The 24,738-nt window shown below is 47.9% G+C and carries 23 protein-coding genes; all 23 read left to right on the forward strand.

The window, feature by feature from the left end; all coding sequences use genetic code 11:
- The first annotated feature begins 31 nt into the window (after positions 1–31).
- Positions 32–1,222 carry a glycosyltransferase family 4 protein gene (locus tag MKY82_RS01855; protein WP_339295351.1) on the forward strand — a complete coding sequence of 397 codons (1,191 nt, stop codon included), beginning with the start codon at positions 32–34 and terminating at the stop codon, positions 1,220–1,222.
- Positions 1,219–2,418 (forward strand): glycosyltransferase family 4 protein, encoded by a 1,200-nt coding sequence (locus MKY82_RS01860; protein WP_339295352.1) that lies wholly within the window; start codon positions 1,219–1,221, stop codon positions 2,416–2,418. Before MKY82_RS01855 ends, MKY82_RS01860 begins: the two co-directional genes overlap by 4 nt.
- On the forward strand, positions 2,418–3,557 hold the full coding sequence (locus tag MKY82_RS01865) for a glycosyltransferase (protein WP_339295353.1): 1,140 nt from the start codon (positions 2,418–2,420) through the stop codon (positions 3,555–3,557). The genes MKY82_RS01860 and MKY82_RS01865 overlap by 1 nt, the downstream gene beginning before the upstream one ends.
- Before the next feature lie 3 nt (positions 3,558–3,560).
- Complete coding sequence (locus MKY82_RS01870) at positions 3,561–4,937, forward strand: sugar phosphate nucleotidyltransferase (protein WP_339295354.1); 1,377 nt, start codon at positions 3,561–3,563, stop codon at positions 4,935–4,937.
- Positions 4,938–4,971: 34 nt separating this feature from the next.
- A complete protein-coding gene (locus MKY82_RS01875) occupies positions 4,972–6,309 on the forward strand; it encodes a UDP-glucose/GDP-mannose dehydrogenase family protein (RefSeq protein WP_339295355.1) in 1,338 nt (445 codons plus the stop codon).
- A 72-nt stretch (positions 6,310–6,381) separates the two neighbouring features.
- The gene (gene gmd / locus MKY82_RS01880) at positions 6,382–7,368 is read left to right on the forward strand and encodes a GDP-mannose 4,6-dehydratase (RefSeq protein WP_194540507.1); all 987 of its coding nucleotides are present in this window, start codon (positions 6,382–6,384) and stop codon (positions 7,366–7,368) included.
- Positions 7,365–8,351: a GDP-mannose 4,6-dehydratase gene (locus MKY82_RS01885; protein WP_194540508.1), complete on the forward strand. Its 987-nt coding sequence runs from the start codon at positions 7,365–7,367 to the stop codon at positions 8,349–8,351. The genes gmd and MKY82_RS01885 overlap by 4 nt, the downstream gene beginning before the upstream one ends.
- A 49-nt stretch (positions 8,352–8,400) precedes the next feature.
- On the forward strand, positions 8,401–9,573 hold the full coding sequence (locus MKY82_RS01890; RefSeq protein ID WP_339295356.1) for a nucleotidyltransferase family protein: 1,173 nt from the start codon (positions 8,401–8,403) through the stop codon (positions 9,571–9,573).
- A gap of 107 nt (positions 9,574–9,680) precedes the next feature.
- Positions 9,681–9,971, forward strand: a complete 291-nt coding sequence (locus MKY82_RS01895; RefSeq protein WP_339295357.1) for a lasso peptide biosynthesis PqqD family chaperone — start codon at positions 9,681–9,683, stop codon at positions 9,969–9,971.
- A 2-nt stretch (positions 9,972–9,973) separates the two neighbouring features.
- Positions 9,974–10,477, forward strand: coding sequence for a lasso peptide biosynthesis B2 protein (locus tag MKY82_RS01900; RefSeq protein WP_339221098.1), 504 nt, complete (start codon positions 9,974–9,976; stop codon positions 10,475–10,477).
- Positions 10,474–12,279 carry an ABC transporter ATP-binding protein gene (locus MKY82_RS01905; RefSeq protein WP_339295358.1) on the forward strand — a complete coding sequence of 602 codons (1,806 nt, stop codon included), beginning with the start codon at positions 10,474–10,476 and terminating at the stop codon, positions 12,277–12,279. The genes MKY82_RS01900 and MKY82_RS01905 overlap by 4 nt, the downstream gene beginning before the upstream one ends.
- Positions 12,280–12,677: 398 nt before the next feature.
- Entirely contained in the window at positions 12,678–12,878 is a 201-nt protein-coding gene (locus MKY82_RS01910) for a cold-shock protein (RefSeq protein WP_006207692.1), read from the forward strand.
- A gap of 100 nt (positions 12,879–12,978) precedes the next feature.
- Positions 12,979–13,221 carry a cold-shock protein gene (locus MKY82_RS01915; protein ID WP_071219234.1) on the forward strand — a complete coding sequence of 81 codons (243 nt, stop codon included), beginning with the start codon at positions 12,979–12,981 and terminating at the stop codon, positions 13,219–13,221.
- Between the two features lie 67 nt (positions 13,222–13,288).
- Positions 13,289–13,516 carry a helix-turn-helix domain-containing protein gene (locus MKY82_RS01920; protein ID WP_113059088.1) on the forward strand — a complete coding sequence of 76 codons (228 nt, stop codon included), beginning with the start codon at positions 13,289–13,291 and terminating at the stop codon, positions 13,514–13,516.
- A gap of 348 nt (positions 13,517–13,864) precedes the next feature.
- On the forward strand, positions 13,865–14,323 hold the full coding sequence (locus MKY82_RS01925; RefSeq protein ID WP_339296626.1) for an Hsp20/alpha crystallin family protein: 459 nt from the start codon (positions 13,865–13,867) through the stop codon (positions 14,321–14,323).
- Positions 14,324–14,477: 154 nt separating this feature from the next.
- The gene (locus tag MKY82_RS01930) at positions 14,478–15,185 is read left to right on the forward strand and encodes a PspA/IM30 family protein (protein ID WP_339295359.1); all 708 of its coding nucleotides are present in this window, start codon (positions 14,478–14,480) and stop codon (positions 15,183–15,185) included.
- 27 nt (positions 15,186–15,212) lie between these two features.
- Entirely contained in the window at positions 15,213–16,244 is a 1,032-nt protein-coding gene (locus MKY82_RS01935; RefSeq protein ID WP_113059091.1) for a TFIIB-type zinc ribbon-containing protein, read from the forward strand.
- On the forward strand, positions 16,241–17,041 hold the full coding sequence (locus MKY82_RS01940; RefSeq protein ID WP_339295360.1) for a TPM domain-containing protein: 801 nt from the start codon (positions 16,241–16,243) through the stop codon (positions 17,039–17,041). Before MKY82_RS01935 ends, MKY82_RS01940 begins: the two co-directional genes overlap by 4 nt.
- 21 nt (positions 17,042–17,062) lie before the next feature.
- A complete protein-coding gene (locus MKY82_RS01945) occupies positions 17,063–18,112 on the forward strand; it encodes an SPFH domain-containing protein (protein WP_339295361.1) in 1,050 nt (349 codons plus the stop codon).
- A gap of 402 nt (positions 18,113–18,514) precedes the next feature.
- Entirely contained in the window at positions 18,515–20,740 is a 2,226-nt protein-coding gene (locus MKY82_RS01950) for an AraC family transcriptional regulator (protein WP_339295362.1), read from the forward strand.
- Positions 20,741–20,914: 174 nt separating this feature from the next.
- Complete coding sequence (locus MKY82_RS01955) at positions 20,915–21,850, forward strand: ABC transporter permease subunit (RefSeq protein WP_339295363.1); 936 nt, start codon at positions 20,915–20,917, stop codon at positions 21,848–21,850.
- A 185-nt stretch (positions 21,851–22,035) separates the two neighbouring features.
- Positions 22,036–22,902, forward strand: coding sequence for a carbohydrate ABC transporter permease (locus MKY82_RS01960; RefSeq protein ID WP_339295364.1), 867 nt, complete (start codon positions 22,036–22,038; stop codon positions 22,900–22,902).
- A 106-nt stretch (positions 22,903–23,008) separates the two neighbouring features.
- Positions 23,009–24,553: an extracellular solute-binding protein gene (locus tag MKY82_RS01965; protein WP_339295365.1), complete on the forward strand. Its 1,545-nt coding sequence runs from the start codon at positions 23,009–23,011 to the stop codon at positions 24,551–24,553.
- Positions 24,554–24,738 lie beyond the last annotated feature (185 nt).

Genomic DNA, 24,738 nt, shown 5'->3' on the forward strand with positions numbered 1-24,738 from the left:
CCGTTAAATCTTATTGAAGAAAAGAGAGATTATGATGAATATACTTACAACTGGAATGGGTTGGATCGATATTCAGCATGGCGGATTAAACCGTTATTTTGCGGATTATATGAAAGCTATGAAGGAGTATGGCCATACCGAGCTTGGACTGGTCGTAGGTCCTCAGGGGGCTAGTATAGAAACAGATCTTAATATAATCAATACAACGGAAGGAGCAACCCATCACGATCTCCTGTCTCGAATGAGATCTGTTCAGAAGCGTTCCTTTCAAGCAGTTGGCAGCTTTCAGCCCGATGTATATAATCCGCATTTTGCACTCTATTCAGCTATGGTTACAAGGAAGAAAATACCGCCGCATGTCCCAATTGTTACTCATTTTCAAGGACCTTGGGCGTTAGAATCAAAAATTGAGGAGAAGAAGCAGAGCGGAGCCGTGACAGAGGTGAAGTGTTGGCTGAAGAAACAAGTAGAACAAATTAGCTATCGGCGTTCAGACAGCTTTATTGTTCTGAGTCAATATTTTAAAGATATGCTCGTGGAGAACTATGATGTGAAAGAGCGGGACGTTCATATAATTCCAGCGGCTGTAGATCATGAACGCTTCCGCCCTCATCCCAATCGGGAGCAATTGAGAACAGAGCTGGCTATTTCAACTGGTCAGCCCATGCTCTTCTGTATAAGAAGATTAGTCCGTAGGATGGGAATCGACAGGCTGATTCACGCCATGGTAGACGTGATTAAGATACATCCTGAATCTCGCCTGTTCATCGGTGGAGACGGACCCATGCGTGCGGAATACGAAGCGTTAATCGGTCAGCTTGGACTCGCTTCGCATGTTAAATTGCTTGGCAGAATTTCTAACGAAGAGCTTGTTCGGTACTATCAAGCTGCGGATATCAGTGTTGTTCCGACACTTACCTTAGAGGGATTTGGGCTTATAACTGTTGAGTCTCTTGCGTGCGGGACGCCCGTGCTAGGAACTCCATATGGGGGGACGAAAGAGATTCTGCAGCAATTGTCGAATGACTTACTGTTCAAAGACGGGACATCTGAGGCCATGAGTGAAAAAATTATTGATGTTCTAAATAACAATTTATTTTTGCCAACCCGGGAAACATGCAGACAACATGTGCTGAATCGGTATACATGGAGCAGGGTGGCGGAAGCTGTAACCGGGTTATTTACGGAAGAGATTGAGAAAAGGAAGGTACTTAGAACATGAGGATTGCCTTCTATAATCATACGAGTACCGTGAGCGGGGGCGAGATTAGCTTGCTGTTGACCGCCAGGCATTTAACCAAAGCGCATCCGATATTGTTTGCACCAGAGGGGGAGCTTCTTCAGAGAGCCCGCAGCCAAGGGCTTGAAGCTGTTGTTATACCAAGCTTTCGTGCGAGGTTAACTAAAAATCCTCTCCTTCTTGTTATATATGTATTCGGTATGCTATGGGCAGGTTGGAGGCTTGCCCTTCTTATGAAGCGAAGCCAGGTAGATCTTATTCATGCCAATTCGATCCGTGCTGGTATGATGGCAGCATTATTCAGATGGTATCATAGGCTTCCTGTCGTATGGCATTTGCGAGATATGCCGCCTAAGGGACTCATTGGAAGGCTTATTCAAAAATTAGCCGTCCATACGACGCAGGCTCTTATCGGTATTTCTGAATCCGTTATTCATAGTATGGATCATCCCTCTTTGCAAGAAAGATGCCATCTTGTGCATAACGGAGTAGAACTGGTTCATTTTGATGCGGCGGAAAAAGACGTGATAAGAGCACGGTTAAGGTCGGAGTTCCAAACACCGCTGGATGCGAAAGTGCTGACCATAATTGGTCAGATTGCGCCATGGAAGAGGCAGGAAGATGCGATTGAGGCATTTTCAAGGTTTGCGGTTGAAGAACCGGATGCGGTTCTATGGATCGTTGGCGAGGCTAAATTCAGGCAGGAGAATGAACGCTATCTTGAACGTTTAAAGGCCAGAGCTAGAACGTTAAAGCTCGAAGATAAGGTTAGGTTTACTGGATTTAGAGATGATGTACTGGAGATCTGCTGTGCAGCAGATCTCCTTTTATTATGCTCAGAGAATGAGCCGTTTGGGAGAGTTATTATTGAAGCCATGTCGCAAGGTATGCCGGTTGTTGGCACCCGTGGAGGCGGCGTGCCTGAAATTATCCAGAGCGGTGAAAGTGGACTTCTGTATGAGACTGGAAACATCGAAGAGCTTACACAATGTATCCGGCAGGTGCTAAAGGATAAACGAATGTGGTTGACGCTTAGCGATAACGGGCAAGAGCGTGTGCGAGATCACTTCTCGATTAAGCAGACATCTCAAAAAATTGAGCTGATCTATCAACAACTGTTGTCTAAGCCGGGAATGAAACAGGTGGAACAACAACAGCATGCAAGGGAGCTGGTATAATGCGGGATTTGAAAATAGCCATTGTGCATGATTACCTCAATCAAATGGGGGGAGCCGAACGTGTGGTGGCTGTATTGCACAAGATGTTTCCCGAGGCACCAATCTACACAACCATAGTCGATCGCAATAAACTACTCCCTGAATTACAGGATGCGGTTATCCATACGACTTGGATGCAGCGAATACCGGGGATACTAAATAAATTTAAGCTTTATTTCTGGCTGTACCCATTCTCAATCAGGTCTATAAACGTGAAGAACTACGATCTTATTCTTAGCTCCAGCAGTGCTTATGCGAAAGGGGTTCGGAAGGGCAAGCAGAGCCTGCATGTCTGTTATTGCTATACGCCCATGCGCTTTGTCTGGGATTTTGAGACGTACATGGAAAGTATTCAAGTCCCCCGTTTCGTGAAGAGGATTGCGAAATGGCTAATCTATCCTCTAAAGAGATGGGATAAGAATAACTCTAAACGCGTGGATCGTTTGATCGCTATTTCCACGATCGTGAAGGAGCGAATTAAACATTGTTACGGAGTAAATGCTCCAATCATATTTCCTCCCGTAGAAGTTAGCCGGTTTAGCGTCACGGAAGGGGAGCCGGAGGATTATTTTCTTGTTGTCTCGCGATTGGTTTCCTACAAAAAAATAGATTTGGCAATTGAGGCATGCTCACAGTCCGGTAAGCGTCTGATCGTAATTGGAGATGGACCCGATCGGCAAAGGCTGGAGCAGCTTGCAGGGGATACTGTCACTTTTCTTGGAAGAAGAAGTGACGAAGATGTTGTCCGTTACATGCAGAATTGCAAGGCGCTGATATTTCCCGGTATCGAGGATTTTGGCCTAACTCCTCTTGAAGTCAATGCATGCGGCAGACCGATTATCGCGTACTACGGGGGCGGAGCGCTGGACACCATTATAGCTGAACAGACAGGGTTATATTTTGAGGAGCAGTCGATAAGCTCTTTAGTGAATACGATTAACCGGTTCGATCAATATGATTGGGACCCACAGTATATAAGGCAGCATGCAGAACAATTCAGCGAACACATATTTATCGAACGGATGCAGTCCATCATTGAATCTTCGCTGAAATCAAGAGAGATCAATTCGACTATTCCAGAACCGGAGGGGAGTTATTAGCAGATGCATATTGTTCTACTGTCAGGAGGCAGCGGAAACCGATTATGGCCGTTGTCTAATGAGACACGCTCCAAGCAGTTTCTTAAAATACTGAATAACGCAGCTGGCCAACGTGAATCGATGGTACAGAGGGTATGGAATCAGCTTGGCAAGATGAACTTAACTCAGATCGCCGTTGTAGCAACCGGAAGATCGCAAGTTGAACTGCTTCAAAATCAGCTTGGACACGAGGTGGAAATCGTTGTTGAACCTGAACGAAGAGATACTTTCCCGGCAATTGCCTTAACTGCCGGTTATTTATACTCCGTGAAGGGTGTCAGTCTGAATGACGTTGTCATTGTGCTTCCGGTTGATCCTTTTGTAGAGGATCACTTCTTTGAGAAAGTAAAGGAACTGGAAGCATTAATGCTTGAAACGGAAGCCGATCTTGGATTAATGGGGGTTTCGCCAGATCATCCCTCCTCGAAATTTGGTTATATCATACCGCAGTCTGTATCGAAGTTAAGCAATGGGATGGAATTCTACAAGGTTAGCCATTTCGTTGAGAAGCCTGAAGAACAACACGCTCTTCAGCTGTTGGAGCAATCCGCCCTCTGGAATTGCGGCGTGTTTGCTTTTCGGCTCGGTTATCTCATCAATCATCTTATTGAACAGTCTCTTCCCATTCAATATGATGAATTACTTCTACAGTATCACCGAATACACAAGACGAGCTTCGATTACGCTGTAGTGGAGAAAGCAAATAATATTGTGGTTATGCCATATAGCGGCTTGTGGAAGGACTTGGGCACATGGAATGTGCTGACAGAGGAAATCAAAGACCCCTTAGTGGGGCGGGGCACATTGAGCGAGGATTCTTCCAATACACATGTTATTAATGAGCTGGATATTCCAATAACCGTCATAGGTGCTCGGAATTTGATTGTTGCTGCTAGTCCGGACGGGATTCTTGTTTCTGAGAAGAATGCCAGTATACGGCTTAAAGAGGTGGTCAAATTTGGAGATCAGCGACCCATGCATGAAGAGCGCAGATGGGGACGCTATCGGGTACTGGACTATACTAAATATCCGAATGGATGCGAGGTATTAACGAAGCGTATCTGTATTCATGAAGGGCAAAATTTAAGCTATCAATACCATATGCTGCGCAGAGAAGTGTGGACGGTAATATCCGGAGAAGGAGAAATGATACTAAATGATGATGTCCGCCATATTAAAGCTGGCGATGTCATTGTCATTCCGATCGAAGCGAAGCATAGCATAAAAGCCCTAACAGAGCTTGAGATAATTGAGGTTCAGTCAGGTAGTGAGCTCATTGAAGATGATATTGTAAGACTGGCCACTAGGTGGGAGGAAATCATTCATATTGTTTCTGTGTAACATGGATTTTCACTACGCATTGGAGTGATAAGAGATGAAATTAACAGTAGTTGGAACCGGGTATGTCGGATTAGTCTCAGGCGTATGCTTCGCTGAGCTTGGGAATGAAGTTATATGCGTCGATAAAATCGAACAGAAGATCATGCAGCTTAATCGTGGAGAGGTACCCATATATGAACCAGAGCTTCAACAATTAATCGTTACGAACCAAGCAGCAGGCAGATTAAACTTTACAACAGACCTAAATGAATCGGTCAAGAGCTCGGATATTGTAATTATCGCAGTAGGAACGCCTTCCCTTCCCAATGGTCATGCTAATCTGAGTTACATCGAACAGGCAGCCAAAGAGATCGGTCGAGCCATGAATGGTTACAAAATTATCGTAACGAAAAGCACGGTTCCAGTTGGCACCAACGAGAAGGTTCGGGAGATCATTTCGGAATACACGAATGAATCGTTTGATATCGCATCTGTTCCTGAATTTTTACGTGAAGGAACAGCGGTCTACGATACGTTGAATCCCGATCGGATCATCATTGGCACCGACAGCGAAAGAGCGGGAAGACAACTGGTTGAGCTTCATAAAACGTTAACCTCGGATATCATCGTAACCGATATTCGAAGTGCCGAGATGATTAAATACGCCTCGAATGCTTTTCTGGCAACCAAAATATCTTTTATAAATGAAATTGCGAATATATGTGAAAAAGTTGGAGCTGATGTGACGAAGGTAGCCTCTGGTATGGGCTATGACAGACGCATCGGCTCTTCATTTTTGAGAGCGGGCATTGGTTACGGTGGCTCCTGCTTCCCTAAGGATACACAAGCACTTATTCAAATAGCGGGACAGATGGATTATGATTTCAAGCTCCTGAAGTCCGTTGTTGAAGTTAATCGTGATCAACGATTTAATGTGGTCCGAAAGCTCGAGACCTTACTGGGTGATTTATCAGGTGCGACAATCGGCATTTGGGGGTTAGCGTTCAAACCGGAGACGGATGATGTTCGCGACTCTCCCGCATTCGAAATTATTGCTGCCTTGCAGGAACGGGGAGCTAGAATTAAAGCTTATGATCCTATTGCATCCGACAATTTCAGGAATCACTCAGATTTCAAACAGATCGTTTATTGTCAGGAAGCGAAGGAAGCGGCTTGGCAGGCAGACGCACTTTGTATTCTGACCGAATGGAAGGAATTTGAGCGTATCTCGTTAACCGACATTGCCACATGGTTGAAATCACCTTACCTGATTGATGGAAGGAATATATATACAGAGGAGCAGTTGGCCAATACCCAGCTTGTTTATTATTCGGTTGGCAGGCCCAATATGCGGGGAGGAATTAAGGAAAAGGCACCATCCCTTGCTTTGTAGGTCAATGATTGTATGAAATACCATGTATTCACCATCAGCATTATAAATTATTGATGAAGGGGAAGATTTATCGTGACTAAGAATGCACTCGTTACTGGAATAACTGGACAGGACGGCTCCTATTTGGCGGAGTTATTGCTGGAGAAGGGCTATAAGGTCTATGGACTGCGTAGAAGAACCAGTACACCCATCATGGAGAATATCGAACATATTAAGCATGAGATTGAATTTATCGATGGTGATTTACTGGATCAGGGTTCACTAATGAATGCGGTGCGCATTTCGAATCCGGATGAGGTTTACAATTTGGCGGCCCAATCCTTCGTAGGCACTTCCTGGATTCAGCCTGTACTGACAGGACAATCCACAGCGATTGGTGTCACGAATATGCTCGAGGCTGTACGCTACGTGAAGCCAGAAGCAAGATATTATCAGGCATCAAGCAGTGAGATGTTTGGTAAAGTGGTGGAAACACCTCAGAAGGAGACAACACCATTTTATCCGCGCAGCCCTTATGGTGTAGCGAAGGTGTACGGGCACTGGATAACAGTTAATTATCGTGAAAGCTATGATATGTATGCTTGTTCCGGTATCTTGTTCAATCATGAGTCTCCTCGCAGAGGCGTGGAATTCGTTACTAGAAAAGTAACAGACGCGGTTGCAAGAATTAAATTAGGACTCCAAACCGAATTACGACTGGGTAACCTGGATGCCAAACGTGATTGGGGATTTGCAGGAGACTATGTAAAGGCCATGTGGCTTATGCTGCAGCAAGACAAGGCAGAGGATTTTGTTATTTCAACAGGAGAAACTCATACCGTAGAGGAGCTTGTCTCCATTGCCTTTAGCCATGTGGATCTCAACTGGAGAGATTATGTTGTAATTGATGAGAAGTTTGTTCGTCCGGCTGAGGTGGATTTATTGCTAGGGGATTGTTCAAAAGCGAAAGAGAAGCTGGGATGGAAGTTGGAGATTGGATTTGAGCAAATGGTTAAGATGATGGTCGATAACGATTTGCAGAAGATCTCCAGCAACAATAATGTATTGGTACATCAATGAAAGCCTTAATTACTGGAGTTAGTGGTTTTGTTGGCAAGTACCTAGCGCAAAACCTAGTTGACCATGGTTATGAGGTATGGGGAACATCACGTGAGGTACCCTCTTCCCTGCTAGGTGAAGTGAATATCCTTAAGATGGATTTTTCTGATAAAGAAACGATAACGAAAGTTATGGAAGAAGTAAGACCGGATGCCATCTTTCATCTATCGGGTCAAAGCTCAGTCCAGTATTCATGGAGTCATATTCATGAAACCTTTCAATCAAATGTGATGGATGCTATTGGGCTATTTGAGGCTGTAAAGGACTCCTCTATAAGAAGCAGAGTAAGAATTATATCGATAGGCTCATCGGAGGAGTACGGATGGGTTAAAGATTTACCGATTGTGGAGGGCGCAGATACGAATCCAGGTAATCCTTATGGGTTGTCCAAACTTACCTTGAGTAAGTTGATACACTCATATTGCAGCACGTATGAGATGAAGATTATTCACGCTCGAGCCTTTAATCATATAGGTCCAGGCCAAGCGCTTGGTTTCGTGACAAGTGACTTTGCTAACCAGTTGATTAAGATAGAGCTGGGTAAAGCTGAGCCGGTAATCTCTGTAGGAGATTTGAGCAGTAAACGAGATTTTACAGATGTAAGAGATATCGTAGAGGCGTACCGGTTGCTTGTTGAAAAAGGTAAAGCGGGAGAAGTCTATAACGTATGCTCCGGTAAATGTGTCTCCATCCAAGACATCCTTACGTTACTGGTATCTTTTTCTTCAAAATCCATTGAAGTTGTCGTAAACAAAGACAAATTAAGACCGAATAATGTACCTGAGTATTATGGTTCGAACCATAAGTTGATGGAGACGACCGGGTGGACCCCTTCCATCTCATTAGAAAATAGCTTGAGAGATATTTACATGTACTGGAGGAAACAGCACTTAGATATAACTTCTGATGAAATACAACTGACACTAGACAGTCAGCAGATCTGATTGGAGGACTATACGGCGTACAAATTTATAAAGATAGGGGGTGGATACCTTGATTATTGAAGATGCCATTAAACTGGACTTGAGTGATATCTCCAAAGAACTATCTTTTTTACTTTATCTTCTCCGCAATAACACTCACGAAGAAATTCTCATAAAGCAATATGCATCGGATCTCGATTGGGAACTATTCATGAAACTCGCGCTGCACCACCGGGTTTATCCCCTTGTATATCTGCGGCTTAAAGGGGGTGACACATCACTGATTCCGTGTGAGGTTATGACATCCCTCCAGCAGCATTATCATAACAACGTGATGAAAATGCTGCATTTAAGCAGGGAAATGAGCCAGCTTTGTGAGGCGCTCAAGGATAATGGGGTGCGTACACTTTTGCTAAAAGGCCCAATATTAGCCACGCAGCTCTACGGGGATCTGGCACACAGGACTTCGAAGGATTTGGATATCTTGGTGGATGCGGATGACGTGGAGAGGGTTGAACGGGTGTTGGGGCAGCTTGGGTACGAGTTGCAGGATGAACGTATATTGGAAAATTGGAAGAAAACAAGCCATCACTTCTCCTACGAGCATAAGAAACATTCGACGCAGATCGAAGTTCACTGGCGTCTAAATCCTCATTATAATAAGTCGTTTTCCTTTGATTTATTGTGGGAGCGCAGGAATGATGTAATGCTGTCGCATCAGATTTATCATTATCTGGGCAATGAGGATTTGCTAAGCTATCTGGCCGACCATGGCGCCAGGCATGGTTGGTTCCGCCTGCGTTGGCTGATGGATATTGAAAGGCTGCTCCCGATCATAAACAGCAACGATATGAGAGCTCACTTTGAGCGATATGGGGGACAGCAATATGTAGGGCAGGCTTTCGTTCTCTTGTCACGACTGTTCTCGGTCGACATTCCGCACGATTTGACTGTATTGACGATGAACTCCAAAGCCCATCGCCTTGCACAAAGCGCTCTCTACTATATTAAAAGGATCGTCAAATTGAACCCGGTGCCGGAGAAAAGCGTAGCATGGCGTTATAACCGTTACCTTTTCTCGTTAATGACGAGAAAACAGAAAGTTTTGTATATATTGAATAAGTTTCTGCCTAATTCGCGGGACGCTTCGGTGCTGCCATTACCAAAGTCACTGCATTTTCTGTATTATCCGCTGCGGCCATTTCTCTGGTTCTGGCGGCGTATGAAACAACCGTCGATTTAAGGGTATTATCGCTTGTAACATTGGATCGTAATCCATTAGGTATAAGCGAGTAGCATCAGAATATTGCTCAAGCGAGCTTATATAGCTGAAAAAAGGGGGTTCTATTCATGAGTACGGAATTAATCACGACAGACGCGCTTGTTGTGCAATCCGAAGGTTTCCTGGTCAGTGATATGGATGGCGAGAAGGTGATGCTGAGCATCGAAAACGGCAAGTATTATAATCTGGGACGGATTGGCGGGCGGATATGGGAACTTATTTCGTCTCCCGTTACGATCTCCAATATGGTGGATCAATTGGTGATGGAGTATGAAATCGAGCCGGAGATCTGTGAGCAGCAGGTCCGATTATTTCTCAAGCAGTTAGCCACGGAAGGCCTTGTTCAGGTGGATAAATAGCAATGAGCCTTTACCGGAAAGCACGCCGATTCATGTCTTATCCTGTTAGCATGAAGCTGATGTTGGCAGAAGCTTATGTTTATCTGGCCTGGGGAAGGGTATTCAAGCTATTTCCTTTCCAAAAGGTATCTTCGTCTCTGGGAGAACATATGAAGGAGACGCCGTATGTGGGCTATACGGAGCAGGAGCTTTCGCTTGTCCGCCAAATCTCAAGAGCCGTACATACCATGAGCCGTGTCACATGGTGGGAAAGCCAGTGCCTGGTTAAAGCCGTTGCGGCGATGAAGATGCTGGAGCGAAGAGGGATTCCGAGTACGCTTTATCTGGGGAGCGGACGGGACGATAAAGGAATGATGGTGGCCCATGCCTGGCTCCGCTGCGGCTCTTATATTGTAACGGGGAGAGAAGGGCACGAACGATATGCCGTCGTCGGGATATTCGGTAAGGATATGGGGGCCGGAGATTTGAACTTGAAGCGGTCATCCGATAAGGAGTTTTTACATTGAAGGATCTCTTATATTTTATCCGTAAAATGCATGGGATGGCCGGGTTTAAGCTCTACCTCAATATGAGTATGATTCTGGTCATCAGTGTTCTGGACGGCATCGGCATCTATTTGATCGTCCCGCTTCTCGGGGTCATTGGCGTATTCGAGACTGATTTGAGCGGGGTGCCGCTCGTCTCAACCTTGATGGACCTTGCGGGTTCATGGTCATTGCAGCTCAATCTGCCGATGGTGCTGGCCCTCTATGTTGTGATTGTGGGCGGGCAGGCCTTGCTGCAGCGCAGCCAGAACCTGTTAAATGCAAAAATCCTGCAGCGATTCATTCGCAAACTGCGCATGGAAACGTATCAAGGGCTGCTGCATGCCAAATGGGAGTTTTTCCTGCGGCACCGCAGGTCGGATTTCAACCATGTCATGACCAATGAGCTCGGGCGCGTCAATCAGGGCACGTTTCTGTTCCTGCAGATGGTCTCGTCTTTCTTGTTCACGGTTATTCAGATCGGCCTTGCCCTATGGCTGGCTCCGCTGCTGACTCTCATCGTCCTGTTGAGCGGCGGGCTCCTTGCCCTGTTCGGACGCAGATTCATCCGGCGCTCGAAGCGGATCGGCGAGCAGACGACAGAGTTATCAAAATATTATTTTGCGGGCATCAGCGAACATTTCAACGGCATCAAGGATATCAAGAGCAACCGGTTGGAGCCGTTTCATATGAACTGGTTTGACAGGCTGTCGCGAAAGATGGAGCATAACTTCATCCAATTTGGCAAAATCAATTCTTTGTCCCAGCTGATTTATCGGCTCTCGTCCGTCTTGCTGGTTGCCGGATTTGTGTATTTGGCGCTGGAAGTGCTGCGTACGCCTGCCGAGCAGCTGCTGATGATCGTTCTTATCTTTTCGCGCTTATGGCCTAGATTTATCAGCATTCAATCGAGCACCGAGCAGCTCGTGTCGAATTTCCCGGCCTTCCGGGCGATTCGCGAGCTGCAAGCGGAATACGAGGAAGACAGGGAAATCGCCGGATCGGTTCCGATGGCAGGTGGCGAGCGACTACAGCTGCAGCATGGAATTGATTGTCGTCATGTGGACTATCGGTACGATGCCTCTAGCCCCGTCTATGCTTTACGAGATATCAACTTACATATTCCGGCCAATCGCATGACGGCCATCGTCGGCAAATCTGGCGCGGGCAAGAGCACACTTATCGATCTTCTTATGGGACTGATCCAACCGGAGAGCGGGCAAGTTCTTGTGGACGGCGTGTCTATGGAGGACGAAGGTCAGCTGATGTCGCTCCGAGGGGGGATCGGATATGTGGCGCAGGATCCTTTTCTGTTCAATGAGAGCATACGGGATAACTTGAAGCTGGTGGCTCCCGATGCCTCGGAATACGAGCTGTGGGAAGCGCTGAGGTTTTCAGCCTCCGACGAATTCGTGCACGGGCTTCCGCTAGGCCTCGATACCGTCATCGGTGACCGGGGTATCCGCCTGTCCGGGGGAGAACGTCAGCGGATTGTGCTGGCCAGAGCTATCTTGAAAAAGCCTTCGATTCTGGTATTGGACGAAGCGACAAGCGCGCTCGACAGTGAGAATGAGCAGCGGATTCAGGAAGCGTTGGAACAGCTGAAAGGGAGCATGACGATTATCGTGATTGCTCACCGGCTGTCCACCATTCGCCATGCGGACCAGGTCATCGTGATGGAGCAGGGGCGGGTTATCCAGCAGGGAGGTTATCAGCAGCTGTCCCAGGATCATAAAGGCACTTTCCGGCAGCTGCTCAGTTATCAGACAGGTGCTCAGATGTAACCCCTGATGGGAGCACATAACACGGCTGTATTCGCGAGACATTTTAAAGCTGTAGCCTTGGGCCATTTCCCGGTATTCTGCCGGGGAATGGTCTTTTTTTTGCGTAAACATGTCTCTAGCTAGCAGATTAAACTGACTACCGGCCTTCTCATCAATCTCCCCATTAGCTTGGTAGCGTTTAAGTTTATTTTATCCATGTCTTTTTTTGGATTGCGCCCTTAGAAATAAGACGTTTGCTATTTTAGATCGGTTGGGGTATAATAAGTTTATTGGGATTTTGACCTGAGATTCACATATTGCAGAGGGTTATTATTTTGATTAGGAACCTTGTGCAATATGTGAATTTTTTGTTTTTTAACCAAAAATGAGAAAATCATATAAATTTAGGAGGTGTTTCTATGCAAACAGGAACAGTAAAATGGTTTAACGCAGAAAAAGGCTTTGGTTTCATCGAGGTTGAAGGTGGCGAAGACGTATTCGTACACTTTAGTGCAATCACTGGCGACGGCTTCAAGTCGCTTGATGAAGGACAACGTGTTGAATTTAACGTAGTTCAAGGCAACCGCGGACAGCAAGCTGAGAACGTTGTAAAACTGTAGATTCGTGAAAAGATCCCCAAACGTACCGTTTGGGGTTTTTTTTATAATAGAGATCAAGCAGCATGAAGGCGTTAAAAATGTAGCTAAAGGGGGAAGTTCATTGTCTTATTCTTGGAATAAACCACTGGAAAATCTGCCGGAAGAGATGACCGCGATCTGGTCTTGTACGAAGGAAGGGTGTAACGGTTGGATTCGAGACAGCTTCTCGTTCAAGGAAGTTCCCATTTGTTCACAGTGCGCGTCGTCCATGGTCAGCAGCAATAAAATTCTACCGATCCTTGTTTCGTCGGATCAGCAGATCAAGCTTTACCGTAAGAATCAGCGCAAGGATACCAAATCGTAGGGAGAAGCCTTTTCGGCTCCTTAACCACTTTGTTTCATTCGTTGCGTTAAAGAAAGGTTGAGATCTCATGCAGGTGTTCGAAGATTGGAATTTAAAGGTGAAAAAAACGTTTAATGCAACCAGTAATGAAGAAGTATTAACCGTTTCTGAGGCAGGTCAATTGTTAGGTTTGTCCAAAGATCAAATGAAAAGCTATGTCGATCAGAATAAGCTGACCAAAGTTCCGATCATGAGAAGCGTGCATCGATACCTTTTGTTGAAAAGTGAAATCGATCGTATTGTGAATAAACGATAACCTCAGCTGTTTGCTGCTCTCGCAAAAGACGGTGTCGAGGCAATCTTTCATGATGTATCGACTATCCTCAGGCTCCCATATTTAATGTGAAAGGCACCCTTAGGGTGCCTTTTTCATGATCCCAAGATTCGTCACGATCCAGGCTGCTTGATGACGGTAGATACAATATAGTCTAAAGGTCAAAAAAGGTCAAATCGAAAGATCGATACCCCTTCATTCAAAAAATCGGCTGAAAATACGCTATTTTAGCTCTGATTTCTTCATCATCGGTTTTGGCATTAATGCGTGCAAGGCATATAATAAAGGCGTAAGGTCAAACAAGGTCAAATAAGAAAGGGGAAATCTATGATGTTTGATTTGATGCCATTTGGAAAGCGCAGAGAGGATGCCTTCGGACAGTTGGTGAAGTCATTTCACGATGTCTTTAACGATGCGTTTCAAGATGAGGCGTTTGCACCGTTCAAAGGTTCGATGATGTCTTTCAAAACAGACGTTAAAGAGACGGAGCGCGCTTATCTGGTTGAGGCGGAACTTCCAGGCTTTCAAAAGGACGACATCGAAATCAGCTACGCTGACCCTTACTTAACGATCAAAGCCGTTCGCAAGGAGGATCACAGCGTAGAGGATACGAAGCAGCAGATCGTCCGGAAGGAACGCCGTTATGGCGAGTATGTGCGCAGATTTTACGTGCAGAACATAGCCGAGGACCAAATTGCCGCTTCCCTGAAGGATGGAGTCCTTAAGCTTGAAATACCGAAGCAGCCGAATCCCGGTAAGAAGCGTATCCAGATTCGGGATGATATCTAATATATACACCCTCCGATCATTAGGTCGGAGGGTATTTTTTTGTTTTTCTATAGCAATAAATTTACATATATTCCATCGAATTTCGGCAATTGAAACCTTTTGTCGGTATATAGGGTATTATAGTTTAAATGTAAACTTTTCGAGGGGGACACTCATGGTGGGAATCTTATCGAGGTTTAAGGATGTTATGAAGGTGAATGTGAACGCGCTGTTGGATCGGACGGAAGATCCGGAGAAAACAGTTGATACTTATATGCGCAGCTTGAATACGGACTTGGGTAAGGTGAAAGCGGAGACGGCTTCCGTGCTCTCGGATGAGCGAAGAGCGAAGCGGGCGCTTGATGAATGCAGTAGCGAGATCAAGAAGCTGCAGCGATATGCGGAGAAGGCCGTGGAAGCGGGAAACGAAGGCGATGCCCTGAAGTTCCTGGAACGAAAAGCGGCTCAGGCTGAGAAGCTGAGCGAACTGCAGGCAGCCTACGAATCGGCTTCCGCAAACGCCGTCAGGATGAAACAAATGCAGGATAAACTGGTGTCGGACATGAGTCAGCTGGAAGCTCGTTATGCGGAGTTGAAAGGGAAGATGGCGGCTGCCAAAGTCCAGCAGAATATAAACGCCGGCCATGCATCCTCGGGCGGTGCGAATGCGGCATTCAACACGATGGAAGAGAAGGTAAACCGTGCCTTGGATGAAGCGCTGGCCCTGGCCGAGCTTCGCGCCGGAGCGAAGGAAGACGATCTGGACGATCTGATCGCTGAATTGGAGAAGAATATGAAGAAGGACGGAGCTGCTCCAATGGAGACTCCCTCTGCCCAGGATGAACTGGAAGCAATCAAAGACAAGCTGAAAAAGAAGGAATAATCATTTCATTGTTATCGAGGTGAAGAAATGCCGGTTATCGAATACAAATGCCCGAACTGCGGCAGCAGCATGGTTTTTGACGGCGATACAGGAATGTTGTCTTGCTCGAGCTGCGGAAGAAAAGATAATATCGAGGAAATTCCCGACCCGCTGAAAAAGCAGGTTTTCGTCGAGAACGAAGTGAAGGAGTATCACTGCAACAGCTGCGGGGCCGTCATCGTGACAGAGCCCGAAACCAGCGCTACGACTTGCAGCTTCTGTGGATCCGCCGTTGTACTCAGCGACCGGCTGAGCGGTGAGTTGGCTCCGGTCATGGTCATCCCGTTCTCGATTACCAAGGAAGAAGCGATGAAGGCTTTCAAGAAATGGTGCAGGAACGGTCTTCTGACGCCAAGCGGATTTATGACAGCGAATCGGATCAAGGAAATTACCGGGATCTATGTGCCCTTTTGGCTATATGAGTTACATAATCGGGTTGAAGTTCATGGCCACGGCACCAAGGTGAGAACCTACACACAAGGAGATTACCAGTACACGGAGACCCAGCATTTCGATATCTACCGGAAGATTCGCTTGAACTATGTGAAGGTGCCGATCGATGCTTCGGAGAAAATGAATGATGAACTGATGGATAAGCTGGAGCCCTTCCCCTATCAGCAGCTGAAGGAATTCAAGACGCCTTATCTCGCCGGGTATATTGCCGAAAAATACAGCCATGATGAAGAGCAGCTTCTTCCGCGTGCCAAGGATAAGATCAGCTCCTACATTGATTCGTATATTTCGTCCGCGGTGTCAGGATATACAACCGTGAATTATACCAACAAGCGAATCGATACCACCTTGAAACAGGCCGATTATGTCCTCCTTCCGGTATGGATGGTGCACTATGATTACAATAAATCGGAGCATACCTTTGCGATGAATGGCCAGACGGGAAAAGTGGTCGGCAAACCGCCGATTAGCAAAGCAAAAGTGGCTGCGTGGTTTGCAGGCATTTCGGGAGTTTCGTTACTGTCATTGAAGCTGATCTCCTGGGCGATGGGAGGAGGTTTCCTGTGAGAAGACGATATGTGTTAGGGGCTGTTCTGTTCTTCCTGATTGCCTACCTGATGGTTCCGGCCTTGATGGTCAACGCTGCGGATGATAAGCCATTAATCTTTGATGAAGCCAATCTGCTCAGCCCGGAAGAACGGAATGAGCTGAATGCGATGGCGAATGAGTACGGTGCTGAACGTGAGACAGACTTTATGATACTTACGGTTAACAGCGTTCCGAATGACGATTATGAGACATGGACGGAAAACTTTTACGATGAGTACGCACCCGGGTATGACAAGCGGCACGGCAATACCGCCATTTTGACCATAGTAATGAGTGCGCGTGACGGTTCTCGTAACGTGCATTTGGAAGGTTATTATAAGGCTGAGAAGTATCTCGATCCCGGGAGACTGACCAAAATACGCAGCAAGATCACACCAGATTTGTCGAGCGGCAATTATAAGCAGGCTTTTGAAAAATACATCAAAACCGCTCATCGGTACATGGGCTTTGAGCCGGACGTGAACCCGGATAATATTATATTTAATCTCTGGTTTCAGCTGGGAGCTGCCGCTGCCATCGGCGCGATCGCCGTGGGGGTCATGGCTTACCGTTCCGGCGGACGGGTGACGGTCGATCGTCGAACTTATGAGGATACCAGCACATCGAGGATACTAAACCAAGAGGACCGTTATATTAGAACAACGGTAACGAAGCAGAAGATCGAGCGCAACACGAGCAGCGGCTCGGGCGGCGGAGGCGGAGGCGGCGTCAGCAGCGGCGGCCATTCGCATAGCAGCAGCAGCGGGAAATTTTAAGGGAAGGGATGGATAACATCGATGGGATTTTTCAAGAACCAATTTTCTAACGTCGTGGAATGGGAAGAGTTTAGGGACGATATGATTTTCTGGAAATGGAGCAACCGGGAGATTAAAAAAGGGAGCAAGCTGGTTATTCGCTCCGGCCAGGACGCGATTTTTGTCAATAACGGCAAGATCGAGGGGATTTTTGAGGATGAAGGCGTATATAACATCGACTCGGATATCATTCCGTTCCTTTCTACTTTAAAGGGATTTAAATTCGGATTTAACAGCGGGATGCGCGTGGAAGTCCTGTTCGTTAACACGAAGGAATTCACCGTCAGATGGGGGACGCAGAATCCGATCCTCATTCCGACGCCTCAGCTTCCGGGCGGAATGCCGATCCGTGCCAACGGCACGTTCAATTTTAAAGTGAATGATTATGTGACGCTCATCGACAAAATAGCCGGGATGAAAGAAAGCTACTTAGTTGAGGACGTTAAGATCCGGATCACCTCGGTGCTCGATCAATTGTTGATGAAATGGATCAGCCGCGAAGGCAAGGACATGTTCAATCTGCAGGCGAACGCCTCCGATATCGCGAGAGGGATTCAAGAAGACCTTGACATGGAAGTGATGGACAACGGGATCACGATCACCGGCTTCCAGGTGATGAGCTTCAATTATCCGAAGGAAATTCAGAATATGATCACCAAGACGGCTTCCCATGAAATGATCGGCAATCTGCAAAAATACCAGCAGGTGAGCATGACGGATGGAATCGCATCCGGTAAGGTGCAAGGCGGCGGTGCGGCTTCGGATATGGCCGGCATGATGATGGGGATGAACATGGCTAATGAAATGATGAAAAACATGAATCAGAACCAGAATCAGAATAATTCAAACCAGAACAATCAGAACCGGAACAATCCGAATCAAAGCCAACAACATCCGGCCGGGAAGGAGCCGTCCGCGGCGGCATCCTCTTCCTCATCCGAAGGAAACAAAAAGCCCAACTTCTGCCCGAACTGCGGCGCAAAGAATGAGGGGGCGAACTTCTGTCCGAATTGTGGGCAGAAGCTGGGTTGAGTTAAGTCCAGCAGCATGAATAGATAGATGCGCAACTTTGGGATTTGACATCAAATTGATGTCACGGTCACGGTTAAAATGATGCAAATGGTCGGTTTTTCTATTGAATGTGAATGACCATCAAGACAGCACCCCTCGCTCATAAAGCGGAGGGTGCTGTTCTGCTATGTGTGCATATGAGTGGACCACACTTCAAAGCCCAGTTCGTGAGTGCCGTTATGCGGGTTGGCGGACATCAGATCACTTATTCCTTGGGCAGGAACGTAGGTGCTGCAGCGCGAATCCGGAGAAATAGAACTTGACGGACAAATGAGAACTAGGCAAACGGAAAAGGGGTGCATTATGATAGGACATATTGGTCGTAAGAGAGCTCCTAAAGACGAAGGGGGACAGGGGGATACTATGTTCAGATCGACATCCTGGCGCATATTTGTGATAAGCGGCATCTTTTTTGCAATGACCATCATACCGTTCTCGTTGTTTCTGGCCAACCGGTTTTCTCATTTCGCATACTCGCAGATGGGGACGTTTAATCAGGACCGCATCGACGAAATGGCGGAGCGGGTCGAGTACATCCTGGCCAAGCTGAAATGGTACAGCCTGACCATGTACGAAGACCGAACCGTGCAGAATTGGATGTATGCTTCCGCCGACAATCTGCTGCAAAATGCCAGCACAATGAGGGTGTTGACGAAATATCTATCTAATGAACCTTATATTGAAACCGCTTACTTATTTAGCTTCCGTAAACATGAGGTGATCGACTCCAAAGTCGGATTGCTTTCGTTCGAGGAATTTGCCGATCAGCCGATGCTGCAGCGGATTGAGCGTACGCCAGGGACCTTCCTTCGTTATTTTGATCATCAGATAGGAAACGACACGTATTTGGCGCTTCAGCTTCCTTCGGCTCCTGTGCAGAAAAACCGCGACGGGTATCTTGTCGTCCTGTTTGACAAGAAAGAGCTGCAGAAGCATTTGATTTCAGGCGACGGAAGGGCGGATACGCTGCTTTCGATCGTGGATGATCGAGGAAGGTTGATTCTGGGGGAACGGGATGAGCATCTCGAGGAGACCATGGATAGCATCCAGCCGGGACGGAAGGGGGGTTCATTTGAGCTGAGCCGTACGGGAGGGAAAGCATTCGTCAATTATGCGCGGATGGAATCGCCGGAGTGGACCATTATATCTGTCACTGAAATGAAGCAATTCCGCGAAAAGGCCGGGGCGTTCAAAACAGTCATCATCGCTTGCTCGCTCTTACTGCTCGCGGCGCTGCTTCTGGCCGCCTATTGGAATTCGCGCCGTTTCGTCGGGCCATTTCGCCGGTTGGCGGATCAACTGCAGCGGAAGCTTGGCGTGAAGGGGGAGAACGATTACGGTGTCATTGAGCAGGGCGTCGTTATGCTTCGCGATCATTATCCGCTGATCAAGACCGAATATTTGCGGCAATGGCTGCTGCAGGGCAGGCTGACCGACGGCGCCAGAGCGGCGGTTGCGCGCGAATCGTGCCTGCTTGACTATGAGTGGCTTCGGTTGGCTGTGATCAAGATTGATTCCTATTACGAAATATCCGAGCAGTACGATTTTGTATCTCGCAAGCTGCTCAAGTATGCAATCGGTAATATCGCAGAGGAGCTGCTCGGCACAGCTGAACGGCCGATCGAGGTGGTCGATTTTGGGACCGACCATCTGGTCGTTCTGGTTGGTACGGCCAGTTCCCTCCCTGATCCCGAGTTGACCCAAGAGCTCAAGGAGCTTAGCCGTCAAGTCAGCCGTTACGTCAAGCTGGACGTGACGATCGCCGAAAGCGAAGCGCGGCGCGTACATGACGATTTACGCAAAGTATACGACGATATGAACGAACTGACATTATTCAAGTTTGTCAGCGGTGATGACAAAATCTACGTCGAACAAGACTTTGAACGGTATGCCGATTTACAGTCGCCGATCGACTCCGCCGTGCATGAAAGCTTGATCCAGACGATTCGAAGCGGCAAAGAGGAGAAGGTGCTGGCCATGCTGGACGAGGTGTTCACGCGTCTTAAGACGATGAAATATACCGAGTGTCAATTCCAACTGAAGCTGCTTCTGTTTGCGATCGTCAAATCGTTCAGCAAAGTGATGTCTATCCAGAGTGTTGAAGGGATTGAGCGCCACTTGAGGCAGTTCGCCACGCTTACTGATGTTCATGGATGGTTGAAGGAAGAAATCGGGCGGATTATCCGGCAGCTTAGCGATCAAAAGGGATTTAATCGCAAGGAAAAGCTGGTGAGGGAAATCATCGAGTACGTCCGCTACCATACCCATGACCCAATGCTGTCGGTAGACGATATCGCTGACCATATCGCTTTGTCGGCCAAATACGTCCGGCAGCTGTTTCACGAACATCATGGCATGCCTCTATCGAATTTCATCTTGAACGAGCGGCTCGGGAAGGTTAAGGAGCTGCTGGAGCAGACCAGCATGCAGGTCACCGAAATTGCAGAGCAGTCCGGTTTTCAGACGAAAAGCCACTTTTTCACTGCATTCAAAAAAGCGACCGGTATGACGCCAAGCCAATACCGCGATAGCAAGGCGAGCGAGCGGATGGAGCGGACGCGGCAGATAGCCGGGAACTCTGCGAATTAGAAAGGTCAACGGGCGATTGAGAACCGGCCAGACCAATAACAACCGGCCGAACGCTTGCGAATCGGCCGCGCGAGAACCGAATCCGGCCAATGAGAACTAGGCAAGCAGAAGCCGTGAATGCTACGATGGCTCCGTTCGAATCCTGCAAGCCGCACAAGAAAGGAGGGACGTTCTTTGGAGCGACGTAGAAGGTTCGGCGGGTCGTTTGTGCACGAGCTGTCGCGGAACCGGTATTTATACTTGCTGGCGCTGCCCGGCATTGCGTTTCTGGTCGTATTTGCGTATATGCCCATGGCTGGGCATCTGCTCGCCTTCCAGGATTACCGGCTATCCGATGGAATATGGGGGAGCGAATGGGTCGGATTTAAGAACTTTGAGTTTTTCTTCAATGGGAAAGACTGGCTGCGGGTGACGCTGAATACCGTTTTCCTGAATGCACTGTTTCTCGTAACCGGTCTCGGCAGCGCGGTCGTGCTGGCTATCTTTCTGAATGAAATCCGTAACAGGCTGTTCAAGCGAATCACGCAATCGTTTATTTTTTTACCGTATTTCATTTCTTGGCTTGTCGTCAGCATGATGACGTTGACGCTATTCAGCACATCCGAGGGGCTCATTAACCGCGCGCTTGCCGCCCTTGGCTACGAAGGAGTGGACTGGTATTTGATGCCTGGCGTATGGCCGTATATCTTAACCGTCATTAGCGCCTGGAAGATTGCCGGCTATAATTCCATTATTTTTTTGGCCGTCATTACGGGCATCTCCTCAGAATATTACGAGAGCGCCCGAATAGAAGGCGCCAGCCGGATGCAGCAGATGCTCTACATAACGCTGCCGTTGATGCGGCCGACCGTGATGATATTGGCGCTGCTTGGCATTGGCCGTATTTTCTACGGTGATTTCGGCATGATTTACGCGATCATCGGAGATAACGGCATACTCTTTCCAACGACAGATGTCATCGATACGTATGCGTTTCGTGCGCTGAGGCAGCTGGGGAATTTCAGCATGTCCGCTGCCGTTGTCGTGTACCAGTCCTGCATGGGGCTTGTCACGATTCTGATCTTCAATGCGATCGCGCGCAAGGTGGACGCGGATTCAAGACTATTCTAAAAGGAAGGTTGGGCGAGTTGGCATGAGGCCGGATTCGGGCTTTTCGATCGCTGTTGTTCCCGAATCGTTATGATCGTATAAGCTCGTTAAGCGGATACGATTAGGGAACAAAGGCGACCACTTGCGTTTCTCCAGCTCCGAACCGGCCCTTTGCTTCAGTTCCAACCAGTTAAGGTGTGATCGAAGTGAGAGAACGGTTGTTTCTTGTTTTGATGTACGCGGTGCTGGGCGCTTTTGCGCTGTTTTGCTTCATTCCGTTCTGGATTGTGTTCATCAACTCGTTCGCCGATGAATCGCTTCTGCAGACGGCGGGGTACCAGTTGCTGCCGAGCAAATTCAGCCTCCATGCGTACAAATTTTTGCTTTCCGGCAAGCAGGTGTTTCTAAGCTACGGCATTACGATTATCGTGACGATCGCCGGCACGGCGCTGGGCGTACTCTTGACAGCTGCCTATGCGTACACGCTAAGCCACCGGAAAGTGAAGTACCGCCATATTTTATCGTTTTTAACCTTTCTGACGATGTTATTCGGCGCAGGACTTGTCGGCTTTTACATGCTGATCGCCAACTGGCTGCATCTGAAAGACTCGGTTTGGGCGCTCATTTTGCCCTATCTGCTTAATCCGTTCTATGCCTTCATTCTTGTCTCTTACTACCGGACGCTGCCGTATGAATTGAATGAAGCTGCGACTGTGGACGGCGCCAATGATCTCTATATTTTCTTTCGCATCATCTGGCCGATTGCGCTGCCTGTTATTGCCACGGTGAGCCTGTTTTACGCGCTGCAATATTGGAACGACTGGTACTTGTCATTGCTGTTTATCGACAATCACAAAATGCTGCCGCTGCAGATGATGATCCGCCAGCTTATGTCCAATTTGAATGTTATGGCTTATGTGAGCGGGAGCCAGACGCAGTACAACGTCGTCCTGCCGACCTATGGCATGCAGCTGGCGATCGTCTGCGTTACCATCGGCCCGATCGTGTTCGTCTATCCCTTCATCCAGCGCTTCTTTATTAAAGGTTTGACGCTTGGTTCGGTAAAAGGGTAGAGCGGCAAACGTGAAGGCGTTTGGCCGGTTCGAGCCTTCAATCGCTGCAGTTTATGAACCGGCTCATCTGCCTATTTTCTCTATTATTGATTCAGGGGGAATGACTATGAAAAAGCTATTGCCCATTGTGCTCGTGTTGTTGATCGCGCTCATCGCGATTGCAGGTTGTTCGGGCAAGAACGAAGGGGAAGGGAAGACGCCCGGACCGTCGGGTCAAACCGGAGACAGCGCCAGCGGTGACGCCAAACTTGAAGAGGTGACGCTGAAAATCATGATTCCCGGCGATCGGCCGTCGGATATGGATATGGTCATCGCCGAAGCAGAGAAGCGAATGAAGGATACGATCAACGTCAAACTCGACGTCGTCTTCGTACCCTGGTCCGATCTGGCGCAAAAGACACAGGTGACGCTTGCTTCCGGCGAAAACATCGATCTCATCTTCGATGCGCCATGGCTGCATATCAACCAAATGATCGCTAACGGATTCTATGAGCCACTGGACGACCTCTTGGCCCAGTACGGCCAAACGGTGCTCGAGAAACGGCCGAAGCAAATGTGGGATTACAACAAGTACGGCGGCAAAATTATGGCCGTTCCGCTCGGCGTCAGCTACATGTCCGGCAATTCCTACATGGTGCGCAAAGATATTCGCGAGAAGCTCGGCGTACCGCCGATTAAAACCTATGAAGATTTGATCGCTTTCGCCTACAAGGTGAAAGAGCAGGAGAAAGGCATCATCCCGATGACCGCAGGCTCCGGCACTTATACATTTGTCGCTCACCATGCGCTGAACGATTACGAAACCCATGTCAGACCGACCCACGCCCTGGGCAACAGCCTGATGCTCTATTACAAGAACAATGACGGCAAAGTTTACAATTTGCTGGAGGATCGGGAGCCGATCGAAACTTGGCTGGCGAACACGCACAAATGGTTTAAAGACGGACTGATCTTCAAGGACATTTTGACGACAAAAGATTTTCATCAGCCGATCTCGGCAGGCAAAGTGGCGATCGTCACGAACGGCGCGTTCGGCATCGGCGATTCCCTCAAGAACACGTTAAAGAACAATGTGCCGGACAGCGAGCTGGAGACGGTCACCTTCTTTAATCCGGAGAAGGGTGCGAACATCACCGACTTCAAACAGTGGAACTTTCTGGCCGTTCCGAAGGTAAGCAAGAATAAGGAGCGGGCGATTATGTTCCTGAACTGGGCGAATGAGAAGGAGAACTACGACCTGCTTTCTTACGGAATCGAAGGGAAGCATTGGGAAGCGGTAGGAGAGGACAAAATGAAAACCCTGGATACAGCTGGCTACTCTGCATTCGGCTACGTTTGGCTGTGGAATCCCGTCGATGAGCGCAGTGATGTGAAGGGCGAGAATGAGGAGTTGAACGCTGTGCTTAAGGATGCCGACATGTTCACGACCGATATTTTGGCCGGCTTCGAATTTGACAGTACCCCGGTGCAAAACGAGGTCAGCCAGTACAATACAGTCGATGGGCAATACTACACGGCGCTGTTCAACGGGGTTATCGATCCGGATGAGACATTGAAGAAATTTGAAGCGGAAGCCGGCCCTGCCCTCAAAAAAATTCAGCAGGAACTGCAAAAGCAGATTGATGAGTTCCTGGCGGCAAAGGCGAAGTAGACCAGAATCACCTGAGCACGGATAAACCGAAGTTTGCTTATCCATGCCTAAGAATCGTCCGAAGTGCGGAGTGTTTGGCAGCGCTGCACTACTGCTGTTGCCCACTGGAAACTCCGCGCCGCTGGCGGTACTGGACGCGGCGGTGACGGCTTCCTCTTTCGGAGGAAGCCGATCTTATACGCTTT

Origin of the sequence: Paenibacillus sp. FSL W7-1279, assembly GCF_037969845.1 — a bacterium.
Classification (GTDB): domain Bacteria; phylum Bacillota; class Bacilli; order Paenibacillales; family Paenibacillaceae; genus Paenibacillus_AQ.

Bases quoted from the DNA above. Each gene is read 5' to 3' on its own strand.
- MKY82_RS01910 (WP_006207692.1), top strand. From the start codon at position 12,678: ATGCAAACAGGAACAGTAAAATGGTTTAACGCAGAAAAAGGCTTTGGT.
- MKY82_RS01870 (WP_339295354.1), top strand. From the start codon at position 3,561: ATGCATATTGTTCTACTGTCAGGAGGCAGCGGAAACCGATTATGGCCG.
- MKY82_RS01895 (WP_339295357.1), top strand. From the start codon at position 9,681: ATGAGTACGGAATTAATCACGACAGACGCGCTTGTTGTGCAATCCGAA.
- MKY82_RS01855 (WP_339295351.1), top strand. From the start codon at position 32: ATGATGAATATACTTACAACTGGAATGGGTTGGATCGATATTCAGCAT.
- MKY82_RS01900 (WP_339221098.1), top strand. From the start codon at position 9,974: ATGAGCCTTTACCGGAAAGCACGCCGATTCATGTCTTATCCTGTTAGC.
- MKY82_RS01935 (WP_113059091.1), top strand. From the start codon at position 15,213: ATGCCGGTTATCGAATACAAATGCCCGAACTGCGGCAGCAGCATGGTT.
- MKY82_RS01925 (WP_339296626.1), top strand. From the start codon at position 13,865: ATGTTTGATTTGATGCCATTTGGAAAGCGCAGAGAGGATGCCTTCGGA.
- MKY82_RS01860 (WP_339295352.1), top strand. From the start codon at position 1,219: ATGAGGATTGCCTTCTATAATCATACGAGTACCGTGAGCGGGGGCGAG.
- MKY82_RS01945 (WP_339295361.1), top strand. From the start codon at position 17,063: ATGGGATTTTTCAAGAACCAATTTTCTAACGTCGTGGAATGGGAAGAG.
- MKY82_RS01885 (WP_194540508.1), top strand. From the start codon at position 7,365: ATGAAAGCCTTAATTACTGGAGTTAGTGGTTTTGTTGGCAAGTACCTA.
- MKY82_RS01875 (WP_339295355.1), top strand. From the start codon at position 4,972: ATGAAATTAACAGTAGTTGGAACCGGGTATGTCGGATTAGTCTCAGGC.
- MKY82_RS01930 (WP_339295359.1), top strand. From the start codon at position 14,478: ATGGTGGGAATCTTATCGAGGTTTAAGGATGTTATGAAGGTGAATGTG.
- MKY82_RS01950 (WP_339295362.1), top strand. From the start codon at position 18,515: ATGTTCAGATCGACATCCTGGCGCATATTTGTGATAAGCGGCATCTTT.
- MKY82_RS01865 (WP_339295353.1), top strand. From the start codon at position 2,418: ATGCGGGATTTGAAAATAGCCATTGTGCATGATTACCTCAATCAAATG.
- MKY82_RS01965 (WP_339295365.1), top strand. From the start codon at position 23,009: ATGAAAAAGCTATTGCCCATTGTGCTCGTGTTGTTGATCGCGCTCATC.
- MKY82_RS01920 (WP_113059088.1), top strand. From the start codon at position 13,289: ATGCAGGTGTTCGAAGATTGGAATTTAAAGGTGAAAAAAACGTTTAAT.